The sequence below is a fragment of the Tardiphaga sp. 768_D3_N2_1 genome (assembly GCF_052076105.1).
In the GTDB taxonomy this organism is placed as follows: domain Bacteria; phylum Pseudomonadota; class Alphaproteobacteria; order Rhizobiales; family Xanthobacteraceae; genus Tardiphaga.
The window spans coordinates 1,432,321-1,450,950 of record NZ_CP197245.1 but is presented as its reverse complement, the minus strand read 5'-3'; the positions used below and the strand labels follow the sequence as shown (position 1 = coordinate 1,450,950).

Annotated in this window: 1 protein-coding gene; it reads right to left on the bottom strand. The window is 60.9% G+C overall.

Going from position 1 to position 18,630, the window contains the following annotated elements; translation table 11 throughout:
- Positions 1–16: 16 nt before the first annotated feature.
- Positions 17–18,406, bottom strand: coding sequence for a T1SS-143 repeat domain-containing protein (locus AB8A27_RS06540; RefSeq protein ID WP_441241213.1), 18,390 nt, complete (start codon positions 18,404–18,406; stop codon positions 17–19).
- Between the last annotated feature and the right edge of the window lie 224 nt (positions 18,407–18,630).

Sequence of the window (18,630 nt, the reverse complement as noted above, 5' to 3'; positions counted from 1 at the left end):
CGGCCCAGCCGACGTCTTACGCAGTCATCGTATGATCGGTGTTCTTGAACACCATGTTCACGATGTCTGCATTACTGGTGCCGTAGCCGACCAGTGTCGCGACATCATGCGATGTGCCCGAGAAATTGCCGGTTCCGGTCGTGTCGACCTGCACGACAACGTTATTCCCGCTTTGCGCCAGATGAACGTAGCTATTGATGTTCGATCCATCCGCCTGCACGCCGGCAATGCTATCGAGCAAGCCCGATATGTCGATCTTGTCGCCTTCAGCATTGCTGAAATCGAGGATCGAATCGAGGTTAGCCGCACCAATGTGACCCGCGCCGAACTTGAACGTGTCGGCTCCCGAGCCGCCCCGCAAGACGTCGTTACCAAGTCCGCCCATCAAGATATCGTCTCCGGCTCCGCCCTGGATCAGATCGTTGCCGGCACCGCCTGACAGTGTGTCGTTCTGGCTGCCGCCGAAGATCAGATCCTTGGCACTGCCACCAGTGATAACGTTGGAGGTGCCATCCTCGCCCGCGATGAAGTTGTTTACCGATGTCGCAGAAAGGTCGACGGTACGGGCACCACCGGCATTGTTCGGGTCCAGATTGCTAATGGCGTAGGAAGCGGTACCAAGATCGTAGCCGTAGACCGAGCCGCCATCGAATGCGATCGATTCGACCGAATTGGCTCCCGACGCACCGCCGTCGAAATGGTTCACCACCGTGACCTGCTGTCCATTGTACTGGATCACCAGATCGCCGTGGCTGTTGCCATTGTTGTTGTCGGTTGCAGTGAGCATCGACATCGCGGCACCACGGGTCGCGATGAAGATTGCATCGGTTCCGCTGGTATCCGTAATCGTATCGGTGCCGTCAGTCATGCCGAAAGCGTAGACGTCATTACCGGTGCCGGCGCCCAGCGTGTCGTTGCCCTTGCCGCCAACGATCAGATTATTGCCGTTGCCGCCGGCGAGGATATCGCCCTGGTCACCGCCAAAGATCAGATCATTGCCACTGCCGCCGGTGATCTTGTTCGCCGTATCGATTTCGCCGGAGATGAAGTTATTGCCCGACGCAATCGATATGGTTCGGTAGCCACCGACTTCGAATGGATCCGCCGCGACACCGGTCGGGATCGCGTAGTCATTACTTCCGAGGGCATAGCCGTACACCGACCCGCCGTCGAAGTTGATGGCCTCGACCTCGTACCCGTTCATGAAGAAATGATTCTGAACGGTGATCTGCTGGCCATTATACTGGATCACCAGATCTCCGAGACTGCTGGTGGCATTGTTGTCGTAGGCGAACAGGCCAGACATCGCCGCACCGCCGGTCTTGATGACGATGCGATCGGTGCCGGTGAATTCGCTAATGGTATCGTTGCCGTCGGTCAGGCCAAACACGTAGGTGTCATTTCCTGACCAGCCACCAAGCGTATCATTCCCGAGGCCGCCAACAATCAGATCGTTGCCCGAGCCGCCGGTGATGGTGTCGCTGCCACCATTGCCGAACAACAGGTTGTTGCCCGTGCCATTGATGGTGCTGATGGTGTCGTTGCCTTCAGTGCCGGCGATGATGAGGTTCAAGCCGCTGTTGGACGTCAGCCCCGACAACAACGTGTAGGCGCCGCCACTTGACGTCCCTGCCAATGTATAGCCGGCGTAGGAGCCGCCATTCTGGAAGTGGAATGTCTCGAAGAACTGATTGCTGTTTCCGTACTGATTGAGCAGCGTCGCGTATCCGGTACCGCCACTGGCGGACCAGCCAACCTCCAGATTGTTGTCGCTGCGCAGGAAGTTCAGGTTCGTATAGGTCGTGGCCCCGCTCGTGGTGATGCGGAAGATGTCACCGCTTCCGCCACTCTCGCTGTATGAGCCAAATCCCGAATTCAGTGCCGCCGCCGTCACGGTGGTGCCACCGCTGCTCGAAGTTGCTGCGTCGAACTGATCCGCCCCGATAGCCAAAGTCATCGTCCGCGACGTGGCATCAGTCATGCCGCTGCTGTCGGTGACCTTGAAGGCGAACGTTCCATTGGTGCTGTTGCCGCTCCGGAGGTCGTCAGCAGGCGCAAAAGACAGCATGCCGGCAAGAATATCGGCCGCGGAGATGACCTGATTGTTGGTCACCTGGGAGGTGCCGTACAACAGCTTGCCGTTGGTGATCGATATCGAGCTGATCTTGACGCTCGCCATCGCGTCGCCGTCGGCATCGCTGTAGCCGAAGTCGCTCAGCGTCAGGACGCGCGTCACGTCTTCGGTAATAGCGAGTGTACCTGTTTGGCCCGTCGGCGCGACCGGCTCGTTGGTGCCGTTGATCGTGATTGTCACCTGCTGGGACGTGGTGCCACCCTGGCCGTCATCGATCGTGACCGTATAGGTCTCGGTCAAGGTCTGGCCTGCGTTCAGGAACTGGATCGCGCTGTCGGCGATGCTGTGCTTCCAAGCAACCGATCCCTGTCCGGTCCCCGCGCTGTCCGTCGCGTTCAGCGTCAGCGAACTGGCGTTCGTCAATGCGTCGATCTGGGCCTGCGACAGCGAGCCACCCGACCATGTGAACGTCGGCCCGCTTGCCGCCACAGTGTGGGTGTCACCTAAGTCGGCGTCGGTGTAGGTGATCGTTCCCGCGTTCGTTTCGATCCCCGCGACGATGTGCTTGGTTCCCGCCTGGACCGAGACTTCATCAATATCGGCGCCGTTTACGCCCGTGGTGGCGAAGGACAACACGGTCGATGTCGACGTCGCAGTGAACGTCACCGAATATTCCGTCCAACTCGAGACGACGTTGCTCGTTGTCCAGACCGGTGTTCCGTTGATGTTGACGCTGAACGGCGTGCCGTAATTGTGCAGGAAGAAGTCGATCGTATAGGTCGTTCCGATCTGCGTCGTGATGGTCTGGCTGAGCGTCGTGTTTTGATCGAGGTAAGCCGCATCAACGCTACCGTTCGCGCCGCTGCCATTGATGTGCACTTGCCCTGCGCCACTGACGGTCCACGGCGTCAGCACGGGATTAAAGATGTCGGGCAGTTCGAAAGTTGGATTCTGGACAAGATTGACGACACCGATCGAGGCGTCCTCGGTCACGGAGCCGGTCTGTGCCGACGAGGTGATGACCGGCGCCGCGTCGACATGCTTGGCAACCGTCACCGTCACGTCCTGCGTATCGAACCCGCCGTGACCGTCGCTGATCTTGATGGTGTAGGTCTGATTGGCAGTGCTGCTGGTCATCGCCTGAAGATCGGTGTCGCTGGCGTAGAAGGTCCACTTGACCTGATGAGTCACGTCATCGACCGTCGGCACGAAAGTGCCGATATAGTTGCTGCCCACCGGCGTCGACACCGTCACCGAATGGGTATCGGCGGCATCCAGGTCGGTGAAAGCGATCGTTCCCGACGTGGATTCGTAATGTGCAGCCGGCGTCAGCGAAACCGCATCGAACCGCCAGGAATCGAATGTTGCGGGATTGTTGTTCGGATCATCGACACCGAACTGAAGGGTGTCGTGTCCTGTTCCCGTGACCGTGGCGGTGAAGGTGTGATAGCTGCCTGAAGCTTGAGCCGTCGCAACGGCCAGGACCTGAACGCCATTCCAGTTTACATAGACGTGGGCACCCGGGGTCAGCGACACCGAAAGCACCTGGAACGACAAGGTGTATTGGAGGCCCGGAAGCGTATCGACGACCTGCGTCAATTGCGTCTTGATGCCTGTGGCCTGGCCGAACGAATTGGCGGTGAAGTTCCCCGAGCCATCAGCCGGGAAGTTCGACGAGAAGCTCGCTCCACCTTCCTGGCTTGCGACAGTCCATCCCGTCCCCCCGGACTCGAAGCTGCCGTTGACCAGCGCGCTGGCCGGCAAAGCATGCACCTGCCCCGTCACCGTGCCACCGTAAGTGCCGTTGACGAGATCTGGCGCATGATTTGCGCTGGCCACCGTGACGCTGACCGTATCGGAGGCTGCCGAGTAATGCGTCGTGCCGCCATTGCTCGTGGTGTCGACCTTCCCGCCCTCGCCGGCGAGGGCGTCCCATCCACGGAAGGTCAGTTCGTCGGCAGTGCCCGTGTAGCCTGCAGCCGGCTTGAAGTAGACGCGCGCCGTGGAGGTCAGCAGTAGGGACTGAGTGTCCGATACCGCGCCGACCGCAACCCAACTGCTGCCCCCGTTGAGCGAATAATACCAGGTACCATGGGTATTGCCCGCACCGGTGACGGCAATGCCGCTGCCCGTGCCGTCAACGTCGCTGTAGTTGCCGATTCCGATCAGAGCGGACACGAGGCTGCCGACGGCGCCCGACGGCACTCCTGCTCCCTCACCGACACTCATGAAAGGCGTCTTGCTCGCATCCAGCACCGGCGCGTCATTGACGCCGGTCACCGTCACATCGAGCGACTGATTGGCCAGATCGGTCGGCTGATCGCCGTGCAGCGTATAGCCAACGCTGACCACGAGCTGCGCGGCCGTCGGCAGCTTGTTCCAGTCATCGCCGATCAGCTTGACCTGAATGCCACCCGTGGTCCAGGTGACTTCAACGTCACTGGCATCGATCTGATATCCGCTGCCGCCATACACGGTGACCGTGCCGAGCGTCACGTTGTTCGGGGCACCGCTGTCAGGATCCAGCGTGGCGTTACCATTGCCGAGAACATCGAACACCTTCGAACCAGCATCTTCCGTCATTGAGCTGGAGACGTAGTTGAGGTGCGGAACATCGTTCACGCCAGTGATGTTCATCGTCAACGTGCTGGTCGTGCTCGCGCCGTGTGAATCAACCACCGTATAGGTGAAGACATCCGTGGCATGCGCGCCCGCAGCCAGCGACTGCGCAGCGCTGTTGTTGGGCGAATACTGGAACGTACCGTCGGCCTTGATCGTGAGACTGCCGTAGGTGCCGGCAATCACGGTCGGGCTGGACAGATCACTGCTGACGGCGACTGCGGTGCCCGAAGTGCCTGCCAGGATAGCCGATACATTGAGGGTATCACCGCTATCGACATCGCTGTCGTTGCCGAGAACGCCGGTCGCATAGGTCGTTGCCGATACGGTGGCATCCTCATTCACGGCAACACTATTTGCGACAGCGACCGGCGCATCGTTGGTACCCGCGAAGACAATATTATAGCTCACAGTACTCGACGTCGCCATTCCGTCGCTGACCGCCATGTTGAAAGTGACGGTCAGATTCTGGCCTGCTGCGAGGAAGTCGAGATTGACTGCGCCCGGCGCGGTCAGTTCCCAATTGACCACCTTGTTGCCGTTCGCATCCGTGGTGACGTCGGTGAAAGCAAACTTTCCAGTGATCAGCGCGGCCGTGATGGCGTCTTGCTGAGCGGTTGTCAGCGAACCGCTGCTCACGGAGATGGCCGTGCCGACGAGTTGTCCGATCGGCGGGCCGCCATCCGGATCGGAAACTGCCATGTTCCCAATGTATTTTACTGGGGGATACATCGCAGCATCCTCTCCAGCGCCTGCACCGGAGGTATAGCCCACGATCACCGGAGCGTCGTTCACCGGGGTGACGTTGATGTGGATGGTATCGGTGTCGGTCAGGGTGCCGCCCGAACCACTATGGCCGAGGTCGGAGGTGGTGACCGTGAGGTCGACGCCGCCATTGTGGTTGAGCGCGTCCTGGTAGACGACGCCGTTGTTCTGGGCCAGCGCGGCATTGATGTCGGCCTGGCTGCCCGAAAGCGTGACCGATCCCGTGCCGTTATTGGTGACGGTGACGCCCGATCCGCCCAGCACGGTGATCGTGCCGCTGGTGACCGACAGAGTCGTCGTCATCGTCGAACTGCCGGCATCGCTGTCGCTGATCGACAGACCGGTGATGGCGAGCGGGGTATCCTCGTTCACCGTGAGAGAGCCGGCAGGCAGCGTGTTGACCGGCGCGTCGTTGACGCCCAGCACCGTGAAGGTGAAGGTGCCCGGAACCGGCGTCGAGCCATCCTGGTTGCCGTCCTCGACAGCGACCTGGAAGGTCGTCGGCGCATCGTCCGACCCGTCATGGGTGAACTTGATCAGGCCGGCGGCAAGCTCGGCGGCCGTGAACGACGTCGCCGGAGCGCCGCCATTCGTGATGACGCCGTGCTGCACGTTGGACACACGGAACACGACCTCGCTCGAGGTGTTGTCCGGATCGGTATAACCGAGTTCGCTTGCAGTGAGAACGTGAGTGCCACCCTCGACCACATTGGCCGACAGCGTGCCGCCGAGAACCGGCGGATCGTTCATCGGGGCGATATGAACTGTCCCCGTATGCGAGATGCTGCTGTCGAGACCGTCATTGACGACGACCGTGACAGTCCGATCGCCCGTGCTCGGTGCATCGCCCGTATACTGATAGACGACGCCGCGCAGAATGGTCTGATAGGTCGCCGTCGACGCGTCGCCGGTGATGGTCAGAACGCCGGTCGCGGCATCGTAGCTATAGGTCAGACCGGCTGCTGTCAGGGCATTGGTTGCAGTCATATTCAATGACAGACCTTCGAGGCCGAGCCCGTCGGGCTGGCTGGTCAAGGTCACCTTCATGGAATGCATCGTCGAGGAATCGACATCGGTGATCGTGGCGCTGTTGAAGATCCACTGCGCCATCTGCTCGACGGCGCCGACCGAGACATCGTTGCCGGCGGTGGCTGGACCGCTCAGATCGACGACCGGCGCGTCATTGGCGCCCTTGATGGTGATCGTGACCGGAATGGTGTCGGTTGCACCGAACTCATCCGTCACCGTCGCCGTGAAGGTCTCGACCTTCGTCTCGCCTTCCGCAAGCTTGTCCGCCTCACCGCTCTGGTTCAGCGTGTAGGTCCAGGCACCGCTCGCGCTGATCGTGAACGTGCCAAAGGCCGTCGTCGTCGTGCCCGACCAGGTCAGTACTGCACCGTGATCGACATCCGTCGCCGCCAGCTGACCGGCCGCGACCGGCACCAGACCATGCTGCTGGTCCCAGGCCAGCGACGTATTCGTATCGGTCTCGTAGCCGCCGTAGATCGGACGCGACAGCAGATCTGAAAGGCCGGCGTTCGATAGCAGGTTGACGATATCTGCATAGACACCAGGAACCGGGTTCGGATTCGACCCCTGACCTGCGCCCAGCAGCTTATCGATCAGCGACGGGCCATGCAGGTTACCCAGCAGGTTGTCGTGCAGGCTCTGCAGACGATCCGCGATGCCGTCACTATCGCCATCAGCAACATACTTCGCGATGACATCCAGCAGCGGCTTGCCGCCTGCCTCGAGATACTTGGCATATTCGACACCGAGCCGGGCCGACATCTCGTTCAGCAGATTGTTGTAGTAGCTGCCGTTGTCGTCGATGTAGTCCCAGACCGTGGCAATCGCGTCCGCAAGGCTCGCCTGCGGACCGATGGCTGCCTGAACCTGCGTCAGAAGGGTCGCCATATTGACGCCGCTGACGAGATGCGTCTGCAGGAACGTATCGACATTGACGTTCGGTTCGAAGTGGAAGTTCGCGGCCTGATCAGCCCCGACTGCATCGAGATCGCCGTTCTCGAACACGATGGCCGAAGCCGACGAAGTCGTGATCACCGGCGAGTCGTTGGTGCCGACCAGCGTGACGGTGATCTCGCGCGAGGTGGTGCTGCCATGACCATCGGCGACCGTGATCGTGAACTTCTCGATCTTGGTTTCGCCTTGCGCCAGCGGATTCAGGTCGGCATCGGTGACGTGATACTGCCAGTTAACGAAGCCTGCACCGTCGTTCACCGTCTCTTCCGAGACGACTGCGGTGAGATGCCCAAGATAACCGGCGGCCTGCGGCGTCACGGTCAGCGTATGGGTATCGCCCTGGTCGTCATAGATCCAGAAGCCGCCACCGTTGAGACCGCCATATCCGGGAGGTGCATCGAATTCGACGCGATCAGTCGAAGAGCCGGCGCGCGGATCGGTCTCCGCATATTCGGTCATCGTCCCTGCATCAGGGAAGCCTTCCGACGTCCTCACGGCATCGTTCGTGCCGTGGATCGTGAACTGATAGATTCCGGTCTTGGTATCGCCATCCGAGTCCGTGACCGTGAACGGCACCGACAGGGTTGCGATCTCGCCTTCGCTCAGGCCGTTGAAGCCCCAGCCCGGATTGACCGTCACCTTGCCGGTGACCGGGTCGTAGGACATCGACGGCACGCCGATCAGGGTGCCGGTCGGGGTGGAAATGGTGGCATGGACGGTGTCGAACGCCACCGAGCCCGGGCCATCGGCACCGAAGCGGTAGTTGGTCCCGCTGACCAGCGACACGACGGACGAGCCATCCTCGCCGATATCCGCGTGGAAGAGCGGCAGCGACGTCGACGACGCCTGAACCAGGCTGACATTCGCCAGATAGGTGCCGGTGTTGTCCGATGCGTTGCCGACTTCCTTGAAGGTGACGGTATTCGGACCGCCCGCCGCGATGAGGTCGAGCGTCTGGATGGCCATGGTCGAGCCCGGCGCATAGGTGCCGACGAGCTGCCCGTTCCAATAGACCTGGAGTCCTGAGGACGACGGATCGTAGGTGCCGATTTCGAAGCTCAGCGTATAGTGCTGGCCGACCGTCAGACCGGTCAGGGTCTGGGAGATTGCGATGTTGCCCGGCGTTGCACCGAGGTCGACCATCGGCTCGCCATTCGACGTCACAACCCCGAAATAGCCGCTTGGGACGCGCTCGAGCTGAACACCCGTCTGGCCGGGTACCGTGCCGGAGATCTTCCAGCCGGTCGCTTCGGTCGCCCAGGCGCCGTACGACGCGTCGTGCCAGGCGCTGCCGCCCGAGAAATCGCCATTGCTGAGCAGATTGACCTGCGTCGCGTTGCCAATGATCACCGGCACGTCGTCGCCGACCACCACGCTGAGCGAGCCGTCCACGTAATCGCCGTCACCGTCGGTCACGCGATAGGTGAGATTGAAGGTCTCACCGAGTTCGCCGGCGCCGTCCGGATGATGGACGGCTGCGAGCTGCTGCACCTGATATTCGCCGGTGGTCGGATTGAGGGTGACCGTGAAGACCTTCACGTTCACGCTGTTCTGCAGCTGGTAGATTTCGAAAACGTTGCCGTTGACAACGCTTGAGAACCCGCCGTTCGGCAAGGTCGCGCTGACCCAGGACAGATGGCCGTTGCTGTCTGCACCGTAGTTGAAGCTGAGCGTACCCGACGCGGTCGCCGTATCGCCGGCCTCGGGATTGCCGTTGACCAGCGCATCGTCCTGGACGTCCGCGCGCTGAACCGTCGTCGCCGGAATGGTCGGGACCGAATCCGTCACGTTGACGTGGATCGTCTGATCCACATAGTCGCCGTCCCCGTCGGTCACGCGGATCGTGAAGGCCAGATCCATCGTGTTCGAATTGGGGGCGTGATCGAGATTCTGGAATAGCGTGAAGATATAGGTCGGATTCGAGGGCGAGCTGAGCGCCACGATGAAGACGGGATTGTCGACCGTGTCGCCAAACTTGAAGGCGACGAGCTGCTTCTCGCCATATTCGGTTGTGCGCAGCACGTAGTTGAGCCCCACGCCATCCGAGGACAGGCTGGCCGGATGCTGCGGCGTGCCGTTGCCGTACGTCGCAAAGTCCATATGCGCGCCGATCTTGTCCGCGCCGATGCTGACTTTCAGGCTGCCATAAGCGACCTGCACCAGGGGCGTATTGGTCTCGTCGACGGTTCCAACCACCGCGGAGCTGACGATCACGGGAGCATCGTCGGTGATGGTCACAGTGAGCTGGTCGTGCAGCGCAACGGTATCACCGTCGCCATCGCGCACAGTCACCGCCGAAGACAGATCGAGCGCAAGCGCATCTGTTCCGCCGGTAGCGACGATATCCTGATGACCCGAATTCACCGTCGTCTGCCCGTTCGGGGCACTCGGTCCGGTCAGTTCGAAATGCGCGTTGGGCGGCGTCGAGATTTGTCCAACGTTGATAAAGATCGTCGTGTTTGCAGCAATCGACAGCGGATAATCGGTGCCGCCGCCAGTGCTATGCAGAACCCAGTTGACGGCCGTGTTTCCGCTGTTCGTGACGCTGATGATGACATCGCCGTCCGGCAAGCGGCCTTCAAAAGCACGAGGATTGCCGTTGATCGCCGCGACCGCATAGATTTCGCCGGGCTGGTCAATCGCCGCGACCGGGATCGAGGCATTATCGATCACGTAATTCGCAACGTGATCGATCTGCCCCTTGAGCGTGAACGTATAAGCGCCGGTCGTCGCATCGACCGCGAAGGTGAAGATCTGGTTCGTACCAGCCCAGGCGATCAGCGTGTTGCCAACCACCGTATAGGTCAGCGCAACGCCGCCCGAGGTCAGCGACGTCAGCGATGCGGACAGATTCGTGGTCTCAACCACAAAGCTACCGGCCGAATCCGCGCCCATTGAAACGAGCGAGGACAGATTCCCGACGAGGATCGAATCGTCGGTACCCGCGTCACCATTCTTGTTGTCGGCGTTTCCGGCCTGAGTGCCCGTCGACAGATCGCCGGTAGCGGTGCTCAGTTCGTTTTCATAGACCGCACCGGTCAGCACGGCAGCGGTCGCCACCGGCGCGTCGTCATCGACGGTGACCGTGAAATGTCCATTCGCCTTGTCACCGTCACCGTCCTTGGCAGTAAAGTTGAAGGTGAAGGTGAGATCGTCCTCCTGGCCCGCGATCGGATGATCGAGGTTTGCGACCTGCGTGAAGGTGTAGGAACCGTTCGCCGAGGCGCTCGACAGAACGGCCGAGAACACGACGCGCGGGTCGGTCAGCGACGTCGGCGCGGTGGCGCCGGTGTAGCCGACAAGGGTCACGGCATCGATCATCGCATAATGAACGGCCTGACCGTTCGACGTCAGCGACGCGGTCACGTCGTGGCCGTTGGCGTCCTTGACGACGAGGTTGGCCAGTCCGTTCGAGTGGTCTGTGAAGGTGACGGCGGCATCGAGCACGACCGGGCCGCTGGCGGTGTTCTGCGTGACGACCAGATTGTCGGCCATCACGTAACCGCTGAAGCCGCTACCGGTATAGATTTCGAGCCTGTCGATCAGCACGTTCGCAAACGGCGTTCCCGTGGCATCGAAATGCGTAGGCGTGCCAGAGGTGAGCGCTGCCACATTGGCCACGCTCAACGTGTAGGTCGCGACGAGATTGTTGTTGGAATCGTAGCCCTTCAGGATGACGGTCGGCGTCGTTGCAGCGCCCGACAGTCCGAGATCGATCGCATCCAGCTTGAACGGCAAGCTGTCATTGGCATTGATGATGATCGGATTGTTGAGACCGCCGAACACGATGCCCGAGGCGGACGGATGATTGACCGTGCCCTGGGTGACGATCAGATCTGCGGTCAGCGTGCTGGTGCCACTGAACGTAAATGTCTGCGTCGAGGTGCCGCCGGTGACGGTCGCAGCCTTGCCGTCGGCGCCAAAGGCGATCGCCAGCGAACCGGATGTGGAACGCGTGCCGTTGTCGCCCTGGGCTGCCGTCAGATCGCCCGGATAGCCGTCATTCTTGTTGCCGCCCGCCAGATTTCCTTCATCGACGAAGCCGGCCACGGCGGTCCCGAGAACGACGGTGTCATCATTGACATTGACGGTCAGCGAACCGGTCGCCGTATCGCCATCGCCGTCGGTGACGGTGATGTTGAAGGTCAGCGCCTTGTTCTCTTCCGTCGCGCTGTTGGTGGGATGGACGACCGGTGCGTTGACGGTGACGCTGTAGGAACCGTCGGCATTGATGACAAGCACGGCGGCCGAGCCGTAATGCGCGCTGGTTGCCGTCCAGGTGGTGACACCATTGGCGCCCACCACCGGCGAGCCCCAGGTCGCGGTCTCGGTCTGCGCGAAACCGTTGGCGTCCTTGTAGATGACGCCGAAGGTTGCCGACGTCATCGCAATCGATTTCACGCCGTCTGCGCCTGCAGTGAACAGGCTGCCGGCAGCGCCGGAGACCGTCTTGACGTCCGTGGAGACATCGCCAGTCACCGTTGCGGTGTTGGCTGGGAACAGCGTCTGCGCTTCGTCGTCGAGCGTCGTCGCAGCCGTCACGGTGCCCTTCGACACCGGTGTGTCGTCATTGACCTTGACCGTCAGCGAGCCGGTGGCCGGGTCGTTGTCGGCGTCCGTCACGGTGTAGTTGAAGGTCAGCGACAGATCTTCTTCCGTGGTCCCGGCCGTCGGATGCACCAATGGCTTGAACGTCGTGAATGTGTAGGAACCGTTCGAACCGATCGCCAGCGTGGCCACCGTGAGGCCGCTGACCGACCCCACTGCGGTCCAGGTGGTGACACCATTGGAAACGCTCGGCGATCCCCAGGAGACGGATTCCTGCAGCGCAAAGCCGTTGGCATCCTTGTAGATCGCGCTGAAGGACGTGGTCGCATTTAGCACCACGCTCTTGAAGCCGTCCGCGCCGGCCGAGAACAGCGCACTGGCTGCGCCGGTTGCCGAGGTGGCATCGGTGACATCGCCGGTGCCGCCGGCATTGCCGCCGAGGAATGAATCGTCGTCCAGCGTCTTCGACGCGGTGATCGCACCTGTCGTGACCGGCGCGTCGTCATTGACGGTGACCGTGAAGGTCGATGACGCGGTGACATCGCCGTCGGAATCCGTGGCCCGATAGCCGAAGCTGAGGCTGATATCGTTCTCGTTGTTACCCGCCGGGTGATCGAGATGCTTGAGCAGGTTGAACGTGTAGCTGCCCGCGCCGAGATCGCTGAGCGAGACCGTGAACACCTGGCTGCCGGCCGAGGGCGGCGTCGAGCCATTTGGCGGGTTGTTGCCGGTATAGCCATAGACCGTATCGCCGACGACCCACAGCTTGACCTGCACGCCATCGACGGTCAGCAAACCGGCGCTGGACGATGCATTCTGGCCATTGGTGATGCCGGTGAACGCAACCGAACGATCGGCCGAGCCGGAATTGTTGTCGTCCGCTCCCCAGGAGATGGCAAGCGATCCAGTCGCCGACGTCGCAGCGCCCGGCAGATCGCCGGTGGCGGGCTGGGTGTTGCCGCCCATCAGCCCATCTTCATCGACCGAGACCGCTTCCGCCGTTCCGATGGACGGCCGGCCGTTATCATCGTTGATCGTAACCGTGAAGCTGCTGCTGTCGGTGTCGCCGTCCGCATCTGTAGCGACAAAGCCAAGCTGCAGTGACAGCGCACTGCCCTGCCCCGATCCCACGTGATCGATATTATCCAGCAGCTCGAATGTGTAGGTGCCGTTGCCCGAATCGGACAGCGTGATGTGGAACACCTTGCGATCGTTGAGCGTCAGCTGGCCGCCATTGTCGTTGGCGATGCCCCAGATCTCCGTATCGGAGACCCGCAGGAACTGAACGGTCACACCGTTTGACTTCAGCACGGGACTTCCGGAGCCCGTGGTGTGCACGCTGTCGCCGGTGTCGATGGATGAAGAGAACGCGACCGAACGGTTTGCAGTGCCGCTGTTGTTGTCGTCCGCCCCCCAATTGATGTTGAGCGACTTGTTCAACGAAGTCTGGGTCACGAATGTCTCGGACCCGGCCGCTCCGGTCGTGTCTTCCGTCAGGGTCGAGGCAACCGGCGCGCCGATTTCCGGCACGTCGTCGCGGATGGTCACCGTGAAGACGCTGCTGCTGGTATCGCCATCACCATCCGTCGCGGTGTAGCTGAAGGTCAGGTTGACGATATTGGCGCCGCTGCCGGCCGGGTGATCGAGATTGCCCAGCAGCTTGAACGTATACGAGCCGTCATTGGCATCGCTGAGCGTCACTTCGAAAATACGCGTGCCGCTCGCCAGGTTGGCGCCGATGTAACCGACTAGCGTCTTGCCGTCGAAGGCGTACTGAACCGTCTGGCCGTCCGAGCGGAGCGTCAGATTCTGGCCAAAGCTGTTCTCGGCGTCGACATTGTCTGCCGCCGAGCTGAAACGGAAGCCCACGGCGCGATCGCCGAGCCCGCCACCGCTGGTCGGATTCGCGTCGTCCGACCCCCATGAGATGTTGAGATCACCGGTCGCGGTCAGACCCGATGCGTTCGGCGAAGTGCCGTTCGAGAGGTCGTTTTCGTTGATGGTCCGGCTGTCGCCGGTATGCGCCTCAGGCGCATCATCGACGATAGTGACAGCGAAAGAGGCCGTCGCAGAGTCGCCGTCGGAGTCGGTCGCCTTGATGCCGAAGGACAGAGTCATGCTGTCGTCGTTCGGACCGGACGCAGCGTGATCGATATTGTCGAACAGCGTGAACTTGTAGCTGCCATCGCTGCTATCGGACAGTTCGATGGTGAAGACCGTGCGGCTGCCGGCCTTTGCGGTCAGCACCGTGCCATCGGCGGAGATCGAATAGACGATCGCGGTGCCGTCCGAGGTCAGACCAGTGGCGCCGGCTGCGGTCGTGAAGATGACCGAGCGGTTGTTCGTGGTGCCCGAATTATTGTTGTCGGCGCCCCAGTTGATGTTGAGATCGCCGAGCTGAACGGTCGAGTTCGGCGCATCCGGGAATGTCGTGTCATAGAACGTGGTCGGGAGACTGTCTTCACGAACGGATTCCGACTCCGTGTTGCCGATCGTCGGCACGTCATCCTTGACCGTGACGCTGAATACGCTGCTGCTCTTGTCGCCGTCCGAGTCAGTCGCCGTATAGTCGAACGTGAAGGTCAGCGTGTTCTGGCCATCTGCGGTCGGATGATCGACATGTCCGAGCAGTGTGAAGGTGTACGAGCCGGTATTGTCATCGTCGAGCGAGACGACGAACACACGGTTGAAGAACGGGTTGTTGCCGGTATAGGCGACGAGCTCCCCACCAATAATAGCATAGTGGACGGCTGCTCCGTCGGATGTCAGGTTCACCAGATTATTATTGGCATCGCGCACCGCGACATTGTCCGCAGCGGTCGTGTGCTCGAACGACACCGAACGGTTGGCGATATTCCCACCATCGTGATCGTCGGAGTTCCAATCGATGTTCAGCCGGCCGCCGACCTGCAGGTCGAAGAGGTTCGGCGACGTCCCGCTCAAGAGGTCGTCTTCGTCCACGCCGCGCGTATCGCCCACGCCTGCCACCGGCACATCGTCGGTCACATGCACAGTGAAGCTGGCAGGCGCCGTGGTGTCGCCATCGCTGTCGGTCGCGGTGAAGCCGAAGGTCAGCGCCAGGTCATTCTTGTCATTGCCTGAGGCGTGATCGAGATTGTCGAGCAGCTTGAACGTATAGGTGCCGTTGGCCGTATCAGACAGCTGAACGGTGAAGACCGTCGTGCCGCCTGCCTTGGCCGTCAGCAACTGGCCGTTATCCGACAGGCTGAAGGTCAGCGACGTGCCGTTCGAGGTCAGATGCAGCGCGTTCAGGCTCGTCAGCGTCGCGGCAGTGAAGGCCACCGAGCGATCGTTCGCTCCCGGTCCCGACACCTGGTTGTTGTCATCCGAATTCCAGTCCACGGCGAGTGAGCCGGTTGCGGTCGCGGAGATGAAGGCATTCGACGACGAGGCGCTGGTGCTCTCAACGACGGTCGCCGTTTCCGGGGAGCCGATGCTCGGCACGTCGTCGGTGACAGTCACCGTGAACGACGACGGCGACGTGGTATCGCCATCGCTGTCGGTCGCCGTGAACGAGAAGGTCAGCGGCAGGCTGGCGCCGTTCGCGCCGGTGTGATCCAGGTTGTCGAGCAGATTGAAAGTATAGGTGCCGTTGCCAGTGTCGGAGAGCTTCACGGTGAACACCGTGCGCGCGCCGGCAGTCGCCGTCAGCAAGGTGCCGTCTTCGGACAGTGTGTAGACGATGGACACGCCGTTCGAGGTCAGTCCCGACGGTGCCGAGCTGGTAGTGAAGGCGACGCTGCGATCATTCGTGCCGCCTGCGTTGGCATCGTCGGAATTCCAGTCAACATTGAGCGAGATGCCGTTCAAGGCCTTCGCGATAAATGCGTTGGAGCTCTCGGTCGACGTGCTTTCGAAGAGGGTCTGGCCGGCGATTTCGCCGGTCGACGGCACGTCGTCGGTGACATTGACCGTGAAAGACGAATTGACCGGGTCGCCGTCGGCATCCGTCGCCGTGAAGTTGAAACCAAGCGCGATCGACGCGCCATTGTTTCCGACGTGATCGATATTATCCAGCAGTTTGAATGTGTAGGTGCCGCTATCGACGTCCGACAGCTTTACGGTGAAAATCACGCGGTCACCTGCCGCGGCGGTCAACAGCGTTCCGTTTTCGGATAGCGTATAGGTAATGGTCTCACCATTGGAGGTGAGCCCGGACGGTGCTGCAGCGGTCGTGAAAGCGACCTTCCGGTCGATCGACGCGCCGTTGTTGTTCACATCGTCGGCGCCCCAATTGATATTCAGCGAAACATTATCGAGCGAGGTCGAGACAAAATCATTCGTCTGGCCGTTCTGCGTCTGCTCGGACAGAGTCCGAGTCTCGATTCCACCTGCCGTCGGCACATCGTCGGTAATGTTGACCGTGAAATTCGCGGGAGCCGTCGAGTCGCCATCGCTATCGGTTGCAATGAAACCGAATGTCAGCGCCTGACTGCTTCCAGAACTGCCCCGATGGTCCAGATTGTCCAGCAAGGTGAAGTCGTAGCTGCCATTTCCGCTGTCGGACAACTGCACGGTAAAGATCGTGCGCGCGCTATGGCCTTCAGTGGCCGCAGTCGTCGCCGTCAGCAAAGTGCCATCCGCGGAGATCGTGTAGATGATCGTCGCACCATCGGAGGTCAGGCCGAGGCTTTCGAGAGCGGTTTGTGTCGCTGGGGTGAATATGACCGAGCGATCATGTGCGCCGCCAGCGGCAGTCGGATTCTGATTGTCGGAACGCCAATCGATGTGTAGCGACACGTTGCCCGTGTCTTTCGGCGTAAATGAACCGCCGACCACCAGCAAGGAGGGCATCTCCTCGCCGCCTTCGCTCGGCGGCATTTGGCCGTTACCTTCGCTCAGGGTGCTGTCGTCGGCCGGGGCGGTCACGACCGTCACCGTATCCGTGATTACCGCATGCAGCGTGCCGTTGACCGTATCGCCATCACTGTCTGTCGCCGTGAAATTGAAAGCCAGGTCGATCGTCTGGAACGTGGTCGTGCCCTGATCGTGATCGAGCGAACGATATTGGGTAACGACGTAGCTGCCGCTATTGCTGGCGTCGGACAGCGTCACAACGAAGACAATATTGCTGGAAACCTCGCCGCTCGGGAGCGTCGTCGGAGCCGTATCGCCAGTGTAACCGACAAGCGCGGTCCCGTTTTCCAGCAATACGTAATGAACCGTCTCGCCATGTGACGTCAGCGTGCCGATCGCCGTCGTGCCGTCGCCTGTGGCCGTCACCTGCGTATTGGCAAACACGACCGAACGATCACCCGTTCCGCCGGTGGTTGGGGAAACGCCGCCATCAACATGATCGTTGTAGCGGTCGGCGCCCCAGGAGATTCCCAGCGAGCCCGTCTGCGTCGCCGGATTGCCGGACAGCGGATCCGTCAGCGCGGCGTCCGCAGGCGTGCCGATAACCGGCGTATCGTCATTGATGCCAATCGAGATCGTTACGGGCGCGGTGTCACCGCTGCCGTCCGTGGCGATCACATTGATCGAGAGATTGATCGTATCTTCGGTGCCATGAATCGGATGATCGAGCGGGCGCAGCAGCGTGAAGGTGTAGCTGCCCTGCAGCGACGACGCGTCGAGCGACACCGTGAAGACCTGATTGGCAGCCACGGTGAAATCGCCGCCGACATAGCCGATCATCACCGGCTGACCGTTCACGGTGGTGAATGCAAGTTGCACCGCCTGGCCGTCCGAGGTCAGGCCCGCCAGCGTCGGTTGATTAAGCGAGAACGCGAAACTGCGGTTCACAAAATCGGTGCCGAAATCAACGTTCAACGATCCCGTGACCGACGTAGCGATGCCACCGGAATCGCCCGCACCACCGGGATTGCCTTCCGCAAAGCCGTCTTCGTTCAGCGTGACGGCCGTCACGCCGCCGGGAATCGGCGACGGGTTAGGCGTTCCATCGTCCAGATTGTCGAAGCCGCTGCCACCGTCCTCGCCCGCCAGCAGACCGAGGCGCGCACCCGAAGCACCAAGCGCCTGAACGGATGCATCACCGAAATTCGCACCGCCCGTCGGGCCAGTTGCTCCGCCGGCTGCAGGCAGAACGGACTGATCGGTGGTGATCGGAAATGTTTGCGCGAACTGCTCGCCTGTCAGCGTGCGATCCGAACCCATGTCGAAAGCGAGATCGGTGAGCGGCTTGCCCATCGAGTCGAACACCGGATCGACGGTCACCGTCGACTGGTTGTCGAAGAGGATGATCAGCTTTTCGCCGACCTTCACGAAGGTCAGCTTCTCGCTCGCGATGTCAGCAAAATCGAGTTTCGTATTGCCGTCGAGATGGACTGAAACGGCTTGCCCGTTCTGCGGCTTCTCGAGCTTCAGGTTCTTCGGAGACGGCGTCGTCTGCGTGGTGGAACCGGCGAGTTGAGCGAGCAATACGGGAGCGTTCATGACTACAACCTCAAGCTGATCGGACCGAAAAACGTCCAAGTCGTGCGAGGGTTAAAATATTCTTAAGAACGCATAGACGTCAATGAATACCTGTCAAATTTGAAGCGTTTCCGTTGCATTGGTTAAGTTCAAAAATGAAACATCGCATTAATAAATGTAAATCGTTCGAAAGTAATACTACGTTTACACAGTCTATTTTTGGGAATGCCCGCAAAAATCCACAG